At 44.8% G+C, this 16832-nt stretch carries 11 protein-coding genes; 2 read left to right on the top strand and 9 right to left on the bottom strand.

The window, feature by feature from the left end; genetic code table 11:
* Nucleotides 1-17: 17 nt before the first annotated feature.
* From RTL34_RS02135 to RTL34_RS02095, 9 genes are all read right to left on the bottom strand, one after another.
* Entirely contained in the window at nt 18-1061 is a 1044-nt protein-coding gene (locus RTL34_RS02135) for a tetratricopeptide repeat protein (protein ID WP_312114185.1), read from the bottom strand.
* Nucleotides 1062-1306: 245 nt separating this feature from the next.
* Nucleotides 1307-1969, bottom strand: a complete 663-nt coding sequence (coq7, locus tag RTL34_RS02130) for a 2-polyprenyl-3-methyl-6-methoxy-1,4-benzoquinone monooxygenase (protein WP_312114183.1) — start codon at nt 1967-1969, stop codon at nt 1307-1309.
* 175 nt (nt 1970-2144) lie between these two features.
* On the bottom strand, nt 2145-4283 hold the full coding sequence (phaC, locus tag RTL34_RS02125; protein WP_312114181.1) for a class I poly(R)-hydroxyalkanoic acid synthase: 2139 nt from the start codon (nt 4281-4283) through the stop codon (nt 2145-2147).
* Nucleotides 4284-4482: 199 nt separating this feature from the next.
* On the bottom strand, nt 4483-5079 hold the full coding sequence (locus RTL34_RS02120) for a phasin family protein (protein ID WP_312114179.1): 597 nt from the start codon (nt 5077-5079) through the stop codon (nt 4483-4485).
* Nucleotides 5080-5389: 310 nt separating this feature from the next.
* Complete coding sequence (locus RTL34_RS02115) at nt 5390-6619, bottom strand: acetate/propionate family kinase (protein WP_312114178.1); 1230 nt, start codon at nt 6617-6619, stop codon at nt 5390-5392.
* Between the two features lie 40 nt (nt 6620-6659).
* Entirely contained in the window at nt 6660-7574 is a 915-nt protein-coding gene (locus tag RTL34_RS02110; RefSeq protein ID WP_309593290.1) for a bifunctional enoyl-CoA hydratase/phosphate acetyltransferase, read from the bottom strand.
* 435 nt (nt 7575-8009) lie between these two features.
* Complete coding sequence (locus tag RTL34_RS02105; protein WP_312114176.1) at nt 8010-11795, bottom strand: SbcC/MukB-like Walker B domain-containing protein; 3786 nt, start codon at nt 11793-11795, stop codon at nt 8010-8012.
* Complete coding sequence (locus RTL34_RS02100) at nt 11792-13327, bottom strand: exonuclease SbcCD subunit D C-terminal domain-containing protein (RefSeq protein ID WP_312114174.1); 1536 nt, start codon at nt 13325-13327, stop codon at nt 11792-11794. The genes RTL34_RS02105 and RTL34_RS02100 overlap by 4 nt, the downstream gene beginning before the upstream one ends.
* A gap of 6 nt (nt 13328-13333) precedes the next feature.
* A complete protein-coding gene (locus RTL34_RS02095; RefSeq protein ID WP_312114172.1) occupies nt 13334-14299 on the bottom strand; it encodes a hydrogen peroxide-inducible genes activator in 966 nt (321 codons plus the stop codon).
* A gap of 570 nt (nt 14300-14869) precedes the next feature.
* Between RTL34_RS02095 and ahpC the strand changes: the two genes are divergently transcribed.
* Both ahpC and cytX read left to right on the top strand, forming a co-directional pair.
* Nucleotides 14870-15436, top strand: a complete 567-nt coding sequence (gene ahpC / locus RTL34_RS02090; RefSeq protein ID WP_076774574.1) for an alkyl hydroperoxide reductase subunit C — start codon at nt 14870-14872, stop codon at nt 15434-15436.
* Nucleotides 15437-15575: 139 nt separating this feature from the next.
* Nucleotides 15576-16775 (top strand): putative hydroxymethylpyrimidine transporter CytX, encoded by a 1200-nt coding sequence (gene cytX, locus RTL34_RS02085; RefSeq protein WP_312114171.1) that lies wholly within the window; start codon nt 15576-15578, stop codon nt 16773-16775.
* Nucleotides 16776-16832 lie beyond the last annotated feature (57 nt).

The following is a 16832-nucleotide window of genomic DNA, read 5'->3' as shown; positions in this document are numbered from 1 at the left end:
GGTATGAACGCAAAAAATTATTGAACGACTTTTGCAGGGATATCCCAAATATAGTATTTACCGCTATTGACGATGCGTAATTGCTCATCGATATACGGATTGTCTGGGTTTTTGGCTTTAAATTCCGTTAACCGTTGAATGGCGCGGTCTTTTTTGTCATCCAATAAATCCGCTTGCGCCAAACTTTGCGTAGCTTCTAGATAGCCCATTTTTTCGGCTTTTTCTAAGTATTTGGCACCTTCTTTAAAACCGCCACCCTCAGCGAGCATTGCGCCATATAAGAAGTTGGCTTCTGCTGTGTCATTGAGCCTCACGGCACGGGCGATATAATTGCCTGCACGCACGGCATAATCAGAACCTAAATCCAGATTGCGACCCATGGCATTGAGTTTTGCTGCACGCAGTAGCACCTCATAAGAGGCATTTGGATTTTGTGCGTAGGTCTCAATCCATGCGGTCAATGATTTGAGTCGCTCAGTGGTATTGTAGCGCTCAGTACGGCTCGAAAAAACAGGTGGGTAATGACGCGCCATTGGGGTAACATAAGTAATAAAATCGTCTAACACGCTGACATCTAACTGTGTACTATTATCCGCGGTTCGTGGAATCAAAACGGTTTTTACCGTTGAGATATTACTAAGCGTTAAAGTCGGTAGCGGGATATTGGCAAAGTTTTGCGCTGAAATATCCGTGCCTACCAATTGTACACTGTTGGTAGATGGATAAATAACGTTGGCAACCGTTGGGGCGGTCAAAACAGGCACTATCACTGAACCTGTATTTGAGGTGGCTGACGGGGGTGTCGTTTGCGGGGTAGTATTCTTCACGCTATTACTGACCGTATCAGCCGATTTTTCGGTTGATTTGTTGGTAGTTTTGGCTTTGGTCACCGTGGTTTTTTTAATGGCTGTTGTCTGGGTAGCGGGTTTTGCCGTGGTGGTTTTGGTGGTGGTCGTCTTGGTTGTTGTTTTTGCGGTTGCCGTTGCAGCCATCGCTACAGTGGCATTGGTTGCCATCAAAATAGCTAAGGTATATGTTAGGGGTTTTACCATGTGAGTCATTGAAATTTCCTTAAAAAATTGGGTGGGATGGATTGCAAAAATCAGTCAGATTATCCCATAGCAACAATGTAAAGCAATAATGTAAAAATACTATCAAAAAAAAATAAAGTTATTGTTATATTTTTACGCGAAAAAAGCGCGATTAAGCAAGGTTATAGCAATAAACACGCCAGCCAACGATTGAGGCTGTCAGTCGCGCTCATTTAAACACGCTCGGTTAAGCACGCTTAGTTAAAGATTCTCAGTTAAATATGATACGCCACCGTTTTCATGCAATTAGCCAAAAAGCGCATCGTGGTTTTGATGGGCAGTGGCAATGGGCTGGCGCCTGACTCGACTGCTTTATCACGGTGATGTAATTCTTCTTTATCCATTTGGCTTAAAATCTCAGCGCTGCGTTTATCGTGTGCAGGCAGCTTGCCAAGATGGCTGTGCAAATGCTCGCTGACTTGGGTTTCCGTCTCTGCGACAAACCCCAAACTAAACTCATCAGAAATCAATCCCGCTACCGCACCCATGCCAAACGATAGCCCATACCAAAGCGGACTAAAGATACTGGGATGGCTACCCAATTCATTTAACCGCGTCTCACACCACACCAAGTGGTCAATCTCCTCTAGCGCAGATTGGTGCATGGCTTTTTTGACCGTTGCTTGTTTGGCGGTAAATGCTTGACCGTGATACAGTCCTTGCGCGCATACTTCGCCCGTGTGATTGATACGCATGAGACCTGCGACATGACGCGTTTCTTCCACGGATAGTTTTGGCACATCGGGGCTAGAGACAGGCAAAGGACGGGTGCTAAGATTGCTGTTTGGAATAAACGAGCGAATCGCCCGATCAAAGAAGACAATATTGCGGTCTAGCTTACTGAGTGATAGGTTGTTTTGTGCTGGTTCAATCGACATAGGCGCTCTATTCAAAGTGTTTCTAATCGCTATTATGCGCAGAATATGGCGTTCATTCTACTCAATATCACAACTTTTGACTAGCAAATCTATGTAGCTGATGGGCGATTTGACTATTTTATAAAAAGCCCGTGAGAGGCTAGGCAATCACGGGATGTTGTGTAATAACGAGATATTATACCGGTGGTAATTGTGAACGGTAAGCTTCTGCAAAGTTATGACCGGTTAAGGCTTCAGTCGCTTTGACCGTGACATAGCTTCCAGGGGCATCGCCATAGGTTGGGATTTCTTTACCTTGGCTATTTTGACCGACAACACGGGCATTGAGTTCGTTGCCCTCAAACGGTTTGATCCAGTCATGCCATCTTGTCCACCAGGTGTCTTTAACATAGGTGGCGTCTTTGTACCATTGGTCAGCGTCCGCAGTGTAGTTATCATTGGTGTAATAGCCATATTTACTACCTGGGGGGTTCATGATACCCGCAATATGACCTGATTCCCCCAACACAAATACTTTTTCACCGCCAAATACTTGCGTGCCTGGGTAACAGCTTTTCCATTTTGCGATATGGTCTTGCAAGGTTGCGACCATAAACACAGGGGTTTTAACTTTTGATAAGTCAATTTTCACGCCGTCAATTTCAACCCCACCCGGTTTACGCAGCAAGTTGTTAATATAGAACTCACGCAGTAGAAAATGGTGCAGGGCAGCAGTCACGTTGGTACAGTCTGAGTTCCAGTATAACAAGTCAAAAGGTACAGGACGCTCACCTTTGAGGTAGTTTTGGACATAGTAGTTCCAGTATAGGCTGTTCTCACGGAGTAGGCTAAATGACACGCCCATCATTCGCCCATCAAACACGCCTTTGTCGGCGTTCTGCTTGTCAATCGCCGCAACGATTTTGTCATCGATAAAGACGCCGATATCACCTGGATCTGAGAAATCAATAATGGTGGCCCAAAGTGTCGCACTGGCAATGCGGCTTTCTTGCTTGGTCGCGGCAAGGTAGCCTAGTGTCAATGCGGTCAACATACCCCCAATACAGTAACCTGTGATATTGATGGTTTTTTCACCCGTGATGGCTTCAATTTGGTCCATCGCTGCAAGCACACCGTCTTTCATGTAAGTGCTCATGCCAACATTTTTGTACTCTGGGGTCGGGTTGGCCCAAGAGATGACATAAACCGTATGACCTTCATTGACTGCCCAACGCACAAACGAGTTATTCTCACGTAAGTCCATGATGTAGAATTTGTTGATCCATGGTGGCACCATCAACAACGGACGTTGTTTTACTTTTTCGGTTGAAGGCTCGTACTGAATGAGCTGCATCATATGGTTTTCAAATACCACTTTGCCTTTTGAGGTAGCGATGTTATCGCCCACCCGGAACGCGCTTTGGTCAGTCATACGGATGTTGAGTGTATCGGCGCTATTACCCATGTCCTCAGCCAACTGCTTCATACCTTGAACCAGGTTTTGACCCCGACTTTCGATGGTCAAACGTAGTACTTCAGGGTTGGTCAATAAGAAGTTGGTTGGGGCTACTGCATTGATCCATTGGCGGGTAAAAAAAGCCAAACGTTGACGGGTTTTTTCATCAATGCCTTCAACCCCATCAATCGCATCCATCATCGCTTGGGTAGTTAATAAATAATACTGTTTTAGGAAGTTAAAAATAGGATTGTCTTCCCATTCTTCATCACTAAACCGTTTGTCGCCTTTTTCCGGGCTTGCCACTGGGTCGATTTTTTTACCGGCAAATTGTTGCAGTGTGTTTTGCCACAAGTGCATTTGGTCTCTAAACAACTGCAATTGGTCTTCGACCATCGTGCCTGGGTGATTGGTTACCATTTGACCCATTTTACGCCAGCCATCCATTAAATCCATCATGATGGAGGTATTGGTATACTGCGGCGCTTGGTTGGCACGCATCGATTGCTGTGCAATCTGTTGGCTCAGTTTGGTCATATTGCCAAAAAATTCGCTATAGAATTCACCAACCGCAGGATTGTAAGGCGGAATACTAGAGGCCATGTGAGCAAACGGATTGGTTTTACTCAAAAAATCCAGCGGATTTTGCGGCAGATTAAAGGCGTTGGTTCCAAAGTTGTTAAAAGGATTGCTACCCAAACCAAATACATTATTGCCAAAGGGAAAATTGGCAAATGGCGTGTAGCCAAAAGCATTGGTATTGTTATTCTCTGCGCCTTGGGTGTTGGAAGTATTGCTATTTGAAGCGCTATTTGAAGCATTGTCGCTTGAGGAATGGGCGTTCGCTCCTTGATATTGGGTGTCTTTATTGTCTGCCATGATAAATCCCGTTATTATAATGTTCTTGATAAGAATTCGCTGTGAATACGCACGCTTACTTAAAAATATGGTGGATTAGGCATCTGTCTAATCCACCACTTTTATAGATTCATAAGCCGCCATTCATCTATCAGGTAAAACATAAATAGCTATTTATAAATGATACAGTTTTAAGAATGACTACGATGCATCAAACTAATTATTTTGCCGCAGGGTTTGTTTTTGCTGCAGGTTTTACCGCTTCACTATTTTGTGTTTGTGCTACATCATTAGCGGTGCGAGTTGCCGCAGCAGTCACGTTAGTCGCAGCTTTGTTCATGTTTTGGGTGGTTTGTTTAACCGCTTCTGACATTTGGTTTGCCGCTTTGTGCATGTTTTCGTTTACTTTGCGGTTAAAGTCTTCTGCCGTTTTTGATGCGTTGCTAGCAGCGCTTTGCATGGCATCTTGCATGCTGGATGCATTTTGGCTATAGATTTCGTTCATCGCTGACATGACTTCATTACGGATTTCGTTGCCAAGCTCAGTCAAACGTTGTGCATCTGACAACATTTTTTGACCCAATTGATTGAGCAGTTCAGTTTGTTTTTGGTTGAAGCTTGAAGCTGCTTCTGGAGAATCAACAGAAGAAACATTGCGAAGTTGCTCCAAACCCATTTCTGAGTAATGACGCATTGTTTCTAAAGAAAAGTCTGTCATTTTTTCTGCATTTCGTAACATCGCTTGGTTGAAGCGTGACCATGGTGCATACAGTTGACGTGAACTATCTTTCATTTTATCCATAAAATCGTTGTTCATAATTGACCTCATTAGGCTATCAGAAAAAACAAGAAAGGTTTAAACACCACCAAATTACAATCCATCTTTTAATCAAAAATATCACTAAAATGAATGTGATAAGCTTTAAGCATAGTATGTTTGCTTGATATTACAATATCATGAAAAAATGCTAAATTAAACCTTATTACTCGCTTAAAAGTAAAAAACAATCATAATTTATGTTAATATTTGTAATAACATAATCAAACCTACAATGAAAGTAGGGAATAGATAAAAATCGGTTATATCTGATGCGCTATTGTGGACATAAGTAAAGAGTTAGTAGCTTTTACGCATCAGTTTCGATCGTGATTGCATGCTCAAGTGATAAAGCTAATTCAAGTTGCTCATCGGTCAATATGACATAAATTTGTTTGTCATCGTCTGAGTTGATTCGTAAAATCGGAACATCAATACGGCCATCGATATTTTTATCCGCATCCAAACTAAAACCTAAAAAATCGAGTTGTTCGACAATCATCCGACGGATAATCGCTGACTGTTCACCTATACCTGCGGTAAAGATAAGCGCATCACAGCCTTTCATACTAACCATCAGGCTTGCGATTTCTTTGGCGGCATGCGTGGCAAAATACGCTAGTGCAAATTTGGCGCGTGGGTCATCGCTAGCCAGCAAATCACGCACGTCATTGCTAATTTCAGATAAACCGAGCAAGCCCGACTCTTTATATAGGCATTGGTTCATTTGCTCGAGCGTCCAACCTTGCTCGACCATATATAAAATCACCCCAGAATCCAAATGACCCGGACGGGTACCCATTGGTACGCCATCTAATCCACTAAAGCCAAAGGTACTGTCTTTCGACTCGCCATTGTCGACCGCGGTGATACTACAGCCACTACCCAAATGCGCGATGATTAAGCGTTTTTTGGCAATCTTTGGGAGATAAGTTTCAAGTTTACGCATAATCGCCTGATACGATAAACCATGAAAGCCATAACAGCGCACGCCTTGATCGCGCAGAGATTTTGGCAGCGCATAGCTAGCCCAAATCTCTGGGCGATGGTAGTGAAAGGCGGTATCAAAGGCAGCGATGTGCACCAGGTTTTTATCCATGGCTTGCAGCGCGTTGACCACAGATAGGGCAGGAGGCTGATGTAGCGGACAAATCGGTGATAACTCCACCAAATGCGCCATCACTGTCTCGTTGATCACCACAGGAACATGATAGCGTTTGCCACCATGAACCACTCGGTGGATACAGACAATGTCACGCGCGGGAAAGGCCTGTCTAACACGAGTAAACAGGCTTACCGCGGTGTCTGTCAGGCTATCTTGGGGTTCCCAGTCAGACAAAGATTGTGGCATGGAGTGCCAGACTTTGTTTTTGGTTTTTAGGTTGATATTGACATCAAACAAGGGGGACCACGCAAGGGGGGATGAGTCGACTGCCTTAGCCGTGTCGTACGCCGCCATTTTGATAGTCGCTGAACCCACGTTGAAAGTCACCGCGATCGGGTGAGTTAAGTCAATATGCCTCATGACAGAATCGTTCATGCTAGTAATCTCAATTAATCTCAAGTAACCTGAATTAACATCAAGCTTGTTTACGCTTTTGCGCAACGTAGGCGCCAAGGGCAATAGAATACAGGCGGTCGAGTTCGTCATCCGAACGGCTGGTCAACACAATCGGCACTTTTGAACCCATGACAATACCAGCGGCTTTGGCTTCGCCCAAATAAATTAACTGTTTACCTAGCATATTGCCCGCTTCTAAGTCAGGTACCAGTAAAATATCGACATCGCCCGTGACAGGTGAGTGGATATGTTTGATATCCGCAGAATGTTGGCTAATCGCATTGTCAAATGCTAGTGGTCCATCAAGCAAGGCGCCGGTGATTTGCCCCCGGTCTGCCATTTTGCATAACGCGGCGGCATCAATGGTCGATTGCATTTGCGGTTTGACTTCTTCAACCGCTGCCAAGATGGCTACTTTAGGCTGCTCAATATCTAGCGCGTGCGCAAAATCAATCGCATTTTGCAAAATGTCTTTTTTGGTCAGCAAATCTGGCACCACGTTGAGTGCACAATCGGTCAAGGTCAAAAGCTTGTGATACGTGGGACTTTCCATTAACCACACGTGGCTCATACGGCGCTCGGTGCGTAGGTTTTGGGTTTTATCGATCAGCACACCCATTAACTCATCGGTATGCACTGAACCTTTGATGATAAAGTCGGCTTGCTGTTCACGAACCATTTTTGCGGCGATTTCAACCGCGTCGTGGCTATGCTCAGCATCCACTAACGTAAAGCCTGAAATATCTAAATTGGCGTCAGTAGCGGCTTTTTCGATTTTATGTTTTGGACCGACCAAAATCGGGGTGATGATGTGGTGCTGATGTGCTTGGATACAAGATTGCAAGATGATATCGGTAGTAGGGTGCACCACCACGGCAGGGACAGGGGAAACAAAGCGCCCTTGTGCTAAAAGCTGCGAAAGTTTGGTTAACATCGTGTTGCCCTTATGAGTTGACATAAATAACACTGCGCACTTAGGTTTTGATTAAGCGAGCGGTAAATATTGATCTAAACAGTAGTATGAACCCATGACATGACAGCAAGATGAATCGGTTGTTATGATGGTTTTGCCGCGCCGCTTAGCTTATAGTGAATCTGACATTATATAGTGAATCCTAAATTATAACAAGCACCATTTGCCCTGAGCTTGTCTAAGGGTAACGGTCGTTATGGTTCGACAGGCCTACCACGAACGATCCTGTTCGATATAATTCAGTTTTTACTATAATAACCGTTGTTCGCCCTGAGCCTATCTCTTCAGGTATCATTTTTTATAGGTTCAATAAGCTTACCACGAACGTCCTTGTTAACTATAATTTAGTTTTCACTATATTAGCTTCTAATTTAGCTTAACCAAACCTAGACTGCGTCAACTAATCTTGGTAATACCGGCACCGATAATTTTACTGATGCCCCCTATTTGCGGCACTACTTGGATTTGACTGCTGATTCTATCTTTCAGCGCCTGAATATGGGAAATCACCCCAATTAGCTTGCCCGATTGCTGTAGGTTGGTTAGGGTGTCGAGCGCTACATCGAGTGCTTCTTCATCCAGCGTACCAAAGCCTTCATCCAAAAACAGCGAATCTACTTGCATGCGGTGACTGGCCATATTTGACAGTCCCAATGCAAGCGACAAGCTGATAATAAAACTCTCACCGCCTGATAGATTTTTACTGGTGCGGATTTGCCCGCCTTGGTAATTGTCCATCACATTGAGCATCAAGGGCTGCTCGCTATCAGCTATCAGCAAATAACGGTCGCTCATTTTTTTGAGCTGCTCATTGGCATGGGCAACCATGATATTAAAGGTCAAGCCTTGGGCAAAGTTACGGAATTTTTTGCCATCGCTTGAACCAATCAACTGATGCAAAACCTTCCATTCTTCGGTATGGTTGCGCTGTTGGTTGATGGCATCTAATAGTTGCTGTTGGTTTTGTTTAAGGGCTTCATTGGCTGCTAGCTGCTGTTCAACGGCGCCCAATTGTTTTTGCTGCTCGCTAAATTGCTGTTGCAATTGCCCAAGCGCATCGAGCAATTGTTCAAGTGACAGCGCAGTTTGGGGATGATCGAGTAACTGCTGCTGTATGCGTTTGGCTTCAGAGAGTAGGTTATGATTGCGCTGCTGGCTATCATGGAGTTGACTGGCAAGCTGTTGTAAGCGTTCTCGCTCGGTATCAACCAACACCGCAGCGCGATAATCGGCGTCATCTACAAAACCCAATGTCGCAAAACGCTGCTGAATATCGGCTTGTAGCGTTTGCTGGGCAATTTTTAGTTGGGTGGTGCTAGTGGTCAAAGATGCAATCTGTTGTTGCAAAATCTGCAGCTGACTTAGCTGCTCATGAAAGGCGGTTTGGCTGGCTTGATAATCCTGCAAAGCCTGATTTTTTGCTTGGATTAACGCGTGAGAGACGATGTCTACCGCTTGTTCGCCAAACAAGGCATATCGCTGCGCCTGTAGCTCGCTAATTTCTTGCGCCAATGCTTGCTGTCGTTGACGGACTTGGCGTTGATTTTGGGTTAGATGTTGCTGGTCTGCCACCAATCGGGTGAGCGCTTGCTCAATTCCTGTGATGGTGTCATTGATATGGCTAAGCTTAGTTTCTAATCCTTGATAGCGCTGTAAAAGTTGCGCAAGGGTATCGATATGCTGATTTAATTGGGCATTCGCATCCTGTGTGGTATCAAAGCTAAAAGTGCGTTCGCGCGTTGCAAACGGCATCAGCAACGTGTCAATGCGCTGCATTACTTGATGTTGCTTATCGGCGATAACCAATTGCTGGGCATCAATATCGCGGATTCTGTCTTGGCGATGTTGCTGCTGATTGTGTAGCAGGGTTTGTTGCTGCAAAACATCATGGTATTGCTCGGTTAATGTGGCTAATCGCTGCTGGGTTTGCTGCTGCTCGGATTGTACGGCTTCGATTTGCGTCAGTGACTCTTGCAGTGCTACCAAAGCCTGCTGATTGTTGGTTTTTTCAGTCTGGATTGTCGTCGCCAATGTTTGAACGGCTTGGTGGTCTATATCATTATCAGCGTTAGAGGCTGTAACGGACGGTAATGTTTCAATTGCCTGTTGTACAGGCTTAGCATGTATAAGGTATTGGCTGGCAAGCTGTAATTGATTTAATAAACGTTGGTTGTGTGCCTCTAAGTGCTGTAAATGCTCATTGAGCTGTTGCTGGTTATTTGTGAGTGCATGCTCTTCAAGCAATAACTGCTGTAATCGGCAATTGATGTCATCAAGCCGTTGTTTGGCAATCGCTAATTGTTGCTCTGTATCATCGGGCGTGTAGGGCTTATGGGTGGCGAAAGGATGTGCGGTTGAGCCACACAGCGGGCAAGGTTCGCCATGGCGTAATCTATCGCGCTCCTCGGTTAAATTTTGAATTTTTGCCAATAAAATCAAGTTGCGATTTAATAATTCGACAGTCTGCTCGGCGGCTTGTTGCTGCTGCTCGCTAGTTAGTCGTTGGCTAGCAATCTGAGCCAATTGAGTTTGACCATCGGCTAATTGCTGCACAAATTGCTGATAGTGTTGTAGGTTGGTTTGCCAAGTCTGCACATCGCTTTGCATGGCGGCAAGCTGCTGGTCGGTTTGCCAATAAATTTCAACCTGCTGTCGCAATGCTGCTGCCGACTGCCCTTGTGTCAGATGATGTAAGTGACTGGTTTGGCTCTCTAAGTTTTGTCGATGCTCAGAAATTTGTGATTGCAACTGCGTGAGCTGTGATTGCAGAGCGCTGGCTTGCTGCTCATTGTGCTGAAAATCACCCTGTAGCTGCTGCTGCTGGCTGACTAAAGCCTGCGCTTGTTCACTGAGTGCTTGGCTAGATTCCTGTAGTTGGGTAAGGGAGGCCAATGTTTGAGGCAAGGTTGTTGCCTGGGGGATTTGCTGCTGCGCTTGGATGAACTGCTCACGCTGTGTTTGCTGGCTAACAAGCTGCTGCTGCTGACTATCAATGCTTTGGGCATTATGCGCCAATTGCTCACTAAGCTGTGACAACTGCTGCGCAATCTCTTGAGCGTACTGATTTTTTTGCCCAAGGGTAGTGTCAAGCTTGCGCACTTGGTTTAATAACATTTGGGCCTGTTGCCAGTCGTTTTCGGTTTGCTGGGCTTGTGCTTGACGCTCATCTTGGTTTTTTTGAGCAAGCTGGTAATTGCGTTCGGCGGTGGGTAGTTGGTGTTGGTAACCCGCAAGCTCACTGAGCTGTGCAGTCAATAAATCGCGCTGATAATCAAGTTTTTTAATATCACCCGACACTTCAAGGGCTTTTAGTGCGCGCTGTAGACGGGTTTTTTGTGGAGCAAATTGGCTTTCTTGCTCGGCAAGGTCGCGTGCTTCCTGCTTAAGCTTATGGATTTGGTGCGTGTAGGCGTCAAGGTTTTGTCGCCATAGCTTATCAGACTCGATTTTAGTCAAGGCGGTTTGGGTTTCATTGACGATGTCAATTAGGGCGTTTTTTTGTGAGGTTAGGCTTTGTACTTCTTCATCAGATAACACCGTCATGCCTGATAAGCGATCGGTAAGCGTCTTAAGTTCAGCATCTGATTGGGTTTTAAACTCGTGTACTTTTTTTGAGATATCGCCATAGATTTCAGTGCCGGTGATTTCTTCGAGCAGGTTGGAGCGCTCATCGCTATTGGCTTGCAAAAAAGCAGCAAAACTGCCTTGCGCCAGTAGCATGGCACGGGTAAAACGGTCAAAATCCATGCCGGTGAATTCAGCGACCAGTTTTCTAGTTTTTCTGGTTTGGGTTTCAAGCGGTGGCAAATCTGCAGCATCATCGGTAAAAGGGGCGATTTCGTGCGTCGGCGATTGCAAGTTGCCTTCGGGGTTTTTTCTAGCGCGCTTTTGTAGCCAAGTACAGCGATAACTGCCACTTTTGGTGACAAAAATCACTTCACTCAAACATTCGCCGGTATGGCGTGACATGAGGTCATTTTTGCTTTGGGTAATCTCACCCAAGCGTGGCGTCGCACCGTATAAGGCAAGACAAATGGCATCTAAAATAGTGCTTTTACCCGCCCCTGTCGAGCCTGTAATGGCAAAAATACCTTCATCGGCATACGCGGCATGACGAAAGTCAATTTCCCATTCGCCTTGCAATGAATTAAGGTTTTGAAAGCGTAGCTTTAAGATTCTCATTGCTGCCCCCCTTGCAAGCTTTCAAGCACTTCAGTATATCTTGACCATAGCATGGGTTTTTGCTCTTCTAGCACTTGATGGGCAATTAGGCAGCGTTCAAATACTTGTGTCGGGTTTAACTCTTCAAGTGACTCATCCATGCGCTGGCTTTGCATCACTTGATCGCGTTTTTGCTGATTTTTGATGCGTAGTACTTCAAGCCTAGAGTCTTTAACCAGTTCTGCAATTTTTTCTGATAAATCACCCACGACTTCTTGCCCATCATACACCACTTCAAGCCAAACCGATTGTTGGGCGTTTTTTAGGCTGTATAAACTGGTTTTGATGGTTTGCCAATCGCCTTTGAGCGTGTGTATGGGTTGGAACACAGGAACAGGCAGCGATTGCAAGAGGGTAGTATCGCTAAGCTTGGCAATATTGTAAGGTTGCCCAATAATTTGTCCATTAGGTTGCCCACTTAGATGAGCACTGGGTGTATCATATCCTGCTTTATAGCTCGCTTGTGCGTCAATAGCTACTTCAATATCAGCCTCTGTATTTATCGCGCCAAGCATGGATGGTTCAGGCAACGCTTCATCTGCAAATAAATCCATCGACGTATGGCTCACACTTTTGCGTTTTTTGACAGGGGTTGGCGCAGAGACAAGCGGTTTTTTTTGAATGGTTAAAGTCTGTAATGGCTGAGACAGTAAGTCAGGCTTGGCATCAAATCGCAGCAAATGCACTTGTTTTTGCTGGCGACTTTCACCAAAACCCATGGCAATGGGTGAGCCAGCGTAACGGATGTGTGGTTGTCCGCCAACCACTTGCGGGATATGTAAATGCCCAAGCGCTACATAGTCAATCTGTGGGTGGAAAATCTCTGCACCGATACTACCGAGTGAGCCGACATACAAATCACGCACCCCATCGCCTTCCATCGTTTGCCCGCCGACGGTAAATAAATGCCCTGTTGCCACAATCGGGATGGTACGCTTATATTTGGCTTGCAGCTGCGCTTGTTGCGCAATGGCAATATCGGCAATCTGTGCATAATGGGTTTTGATGCCTTGGGCAAGTTTGCGTTCTTTATCATCCAATCGTTCGCCATGCCCGACGGTTCGCACATCACGGTCACGCAAGTAGGGCACTGCCATGACAATGAGCTCAGGTTGCCCTGCTTTATCTGATAACGTAATCACTTCATCAGTCGGCGTATCTGTCATACTACCGATGATATGGATGTTAAAGGCTTTGAGTAGCTGTTTGGGTGCCTCCAAAAAACTGGCTGAATCATGGTTGCCCGCTACGATAATCACATGGCGGCAATCGGTATCGCAAACTTGACTTAAAAAATCATAATATAAATTTTGCGCTTGGTTACTGGGTGCGGTGGTATCAAAAATATCCCCTGCAATCAGTAGCACATCGACTTTTTGCTCACGCAGCGTCTGTAACTGCCAGTCTAAAAACTGCTTAAATTCATCGTAGCGTGGCTTACCATAAAGCCTACGCCCCAAATGCCAATCTGATGTATGTAATAAAGTGAGCATAAAAAATTATGCCTCTGTGGCGGGCTTCGCTGAAGTCATGGACTCAGAGTCTGCGGTGGCTAGCGCAGACGCCGATTCGCTATCGTGTAACCCTTGGGCAAACAAGCGACCCAATAGATTAACATCATCGACCCGCGCATAGTTGAGACGGGTGACAAACGCCAAGCGGCGATGCGGACCGGCTTCATTGAGCGGCACTAACGACACATTGGCAGTTTGCTGGCGCACTTGCCCAGCTGCCATTTGCGGGACTAGCGTGGTGCCCATACCGCTGATAGCCATTTGAATTAACGTATGTAGGCTCGCTTCACTAAAGGCGTGTTTGACGCGGCTTTTATCCAGATGACACACCGATAGCGCATGATCGGTCAAACAATGTCCTTCGCCTAGCAGCATCAAGTTACTGTTAGCTAACTCATCAGCATTGATGCTGGGTAAGTTGGCGTGTTTACTGTCTTTAGCAAATACCGCCAAAAACGTCTCTGACCAAAACTCAAATGATAGCATGCCGTCAGTATTGTAAGGCAGCGCAATAATGGCGGTATCAATCGCGCCATAACGGACTTTTTCAAGCAGTCGCTCAGTTTGTTCTTCTACCACATTGAGCTGAAACTGTGGGAATTGTTGGCGCAGTAGCGGCAATACCTTGGGCAGCAAAAACGGCGCAATGGTTGGGATGATACCAATTGTCATCGGATAGGCGAGTGGGGTTTGGTGCGTCTGGGCGCGGGTCACCAAATCATTGACTTCGGCAAATATCCGCGTGGCTCGCTCAAGAATTTCCTCCCCAATCGGGGTGATTAGCACTTGTTTGTTGTTACGCTCAAAAATTTGGGTATCAAGCTGCTTTTCCAGCTCTGCAATCCCTAAGCTTAACGCAGATTGTGAGATATTACACTCTTCTGCTGCCCGTTTAAAATGCTTGTATTTGGCAACTGCCAATGCAAATTCTAATTGTCGTAATGTAATCATGGTTTGAATTTTAACCTTTAAAATAGCGTAAAATTTTCGCTAACGCGTTTTAGTTAAAGATAAATAAAAAGATAAAAAGGTAAAAAAACTGACGGCTACCCTAGCAAACAACACGCAAAAGATGCATGCTAAAAACTTCAATCAACCGAATCATTTCAAATTTAGTTTACCATTTTTGTGTGCTTTTACGAGTGGAATATTTTTTAATCTATCATTAATTTGGTTTTGGTATTGAATTCATTATCGAGTCTTTCAAAATAATTACAAGATAGCCTAAAGATTGAAACTATAAGGCAAAATTATCAAGGTTAATTTAAAAAATTAATCAATAAATTAAAAACTTTAAACTAGACTCAATCTTAAATTGTACTAAGATAAACCCATCGATAACAACGTTTGATGGGTAAAAAACAGCAACCGACTATAGCCTAACAAGCTAGAAGCCTAAAAAGCTAGGTTGCCAATGACATCAAATTTGTGTTATCAATATAGCACTCACTGATTTGGTTTTGCCAAGTGGTGATGTTGCTAAATTTTAATCACAACAATAGCTTATATAAGGAAAAATCCATGGCTGCAATTATCAACCAAACCATTCCAGAATTCAAAACTCAAGCATATGTGAATGGTGAATTCAAAGAAATATCATCAGATGACGTTAAAGGCAAATGGGCAGTGTTTTTCTTCTACCCACATGACTTTACTTTTGTTTGCCCAACTGAACTTGAAGACATGGCAGACCATTACGAAGAAATCAAAGCATTAGGCGCGGAAGTTTATGCGGTATCGACAGACACCCATTTTGTACACAAAGCATGGGCAGATGCGTCACCTGCAATCGCTAAAGTAAAATACCCAATGCTTGGCGATGGTACTGGTAAAATCACTCGCGGCTTCAACGTGATGATTGAAGAAGACAACGCTGCGCTTCGTGGTACTTTCTTGGTAGACCCAGACGGTAAAATCAAAGTGGCAGAAATTCATGACTTAGGTATCGGTCGTTCTGCCAAAGACTTAATTCGTAAAATCCAAGCCGCTCAATACGTGCGTGACAACGACGGTGAAGTATGTCCAGCGGCATGGGAAAAAGGTAAAGAAACCTTAAAACCAAGCCTAGATTTAGTAGGTAAAATCTAATCTTGATGGTCTAATGTTTTATTGACTGACAATTAGATAAAGTTAAAAACCTCAAATTGAAAGATTTGGGGTTTTTTTTATTCAACTACTGTTGTTAACAATGATAAAATCAGCTTCTTTGAAGCTTGAGAAAATAACCATGGATAGCGCACAAACCACTCACCAAACTGGCAGTCAGACCACAAGTAGCCATTATGCCTTGCTTTGGGCAGGGGCAGCTGTGTCAATCGCTGAGATTTTGACGGGCACCTACCTTGCGCCATTGGGGTGGGAGCGTGGCTTGTTAGCCATCGTCATTGGGCATATGATAGGCGGCGTGCTATTTTTTTTAGTCGGCTATATTGGGGCAACCCAACGCAAAAGCGCCATGGAAACGGTGAAGGGTAGTTTTGGTTTTCAAGGTGGGATGCTTTTTGCTTTGCTAAATGTTGTGCAGTTGGTCGGCTGGACAGCCATCATGATTTATGATGGGGCATTGGCGGTCAATGGGATTTGGGCTATCGGACAAGCGGCATGGTGTGGCGTGATTGGTGCGCTGATTGTGTTGTGGCTGTGGATGGGCAACCGCTTCTTTGGCAAAATCAATGCGTTGGCGGTAGCTGGGTTATTTATGTTAACGCTTATTTTGTCGTTTAAATTATTTAAGTTAGGCGCTGGGGATGTGGCAGCGACAAAAGACGTGGCAGCAGCGATGAGCTTTGGGGCAGCGGTGGAGCTCGCGGTCATTATGCCGTTGTCGTGGTTGCCACTGGTGAGTGATTATACTCGCAATGCGCAAAGACCTTTGCAAGCGACACTTGTGAGCACCGTGAGCTATGGGGTGATGAGTGCGTGGATGTATGCGATTGGACTGGGCATGGCGTTGTATACCCAAACGTCGGATTTTGCCCAAATGCTGTTACAGCTTGGATTGGGCATGACTGGGTTATTGTTGATTGTGCTCGCGACGGTGACAACCACGTTTTTGGATGCGTACTCGGCAGGCGTGTCGGGTGTCTCGCTGTGGCAAAAACTTCCAGAAAAAGGCTTGGCAATTGGCATTACCCTCATCTGTACTATCGCAGCTATGTTGTTTCCCATGGATGATATCACTGAATTTTTATACTTTTTAGGCTCAGTTTTTGCGCCAATGGCAGCCATTCAAATTGTGGACTTTTTTATTTTAAAAAATACCGGTATCAAACAGCGTTTTAATGTCAAAAATTTGATTGTCTGGGCGATTGGTTTTTGCTTGTACCGTTATTGGCTTGCCCATCCACTCGATATCGGCAATACCTTGCCGGTGATTATGGTGACGATGCTGTTATGCTTCTTGGTTAATGTATTCACAAAAAAATAATGCCGTCAGCCACGCTTAAAACAGTTTTTTTACAGTCCAATTTTTTTTATAGTAGGG

This window comes from Moraxella sp. CTOTU47915, assembly GCF_031986685.1.
Classification (GTDB): domain Bacteria; phylum Pseudomonadota; class Gammaproteobacteria; order Pseudomonadales; family Moraxellaceae; genus Faucicola; species Faucicola tetraodonis.
The sequence above is the reverse complement of the archived record's forward strand: the minus strand, read 5'-3'. Positions and strand labels throughout refer to the sequence as shown.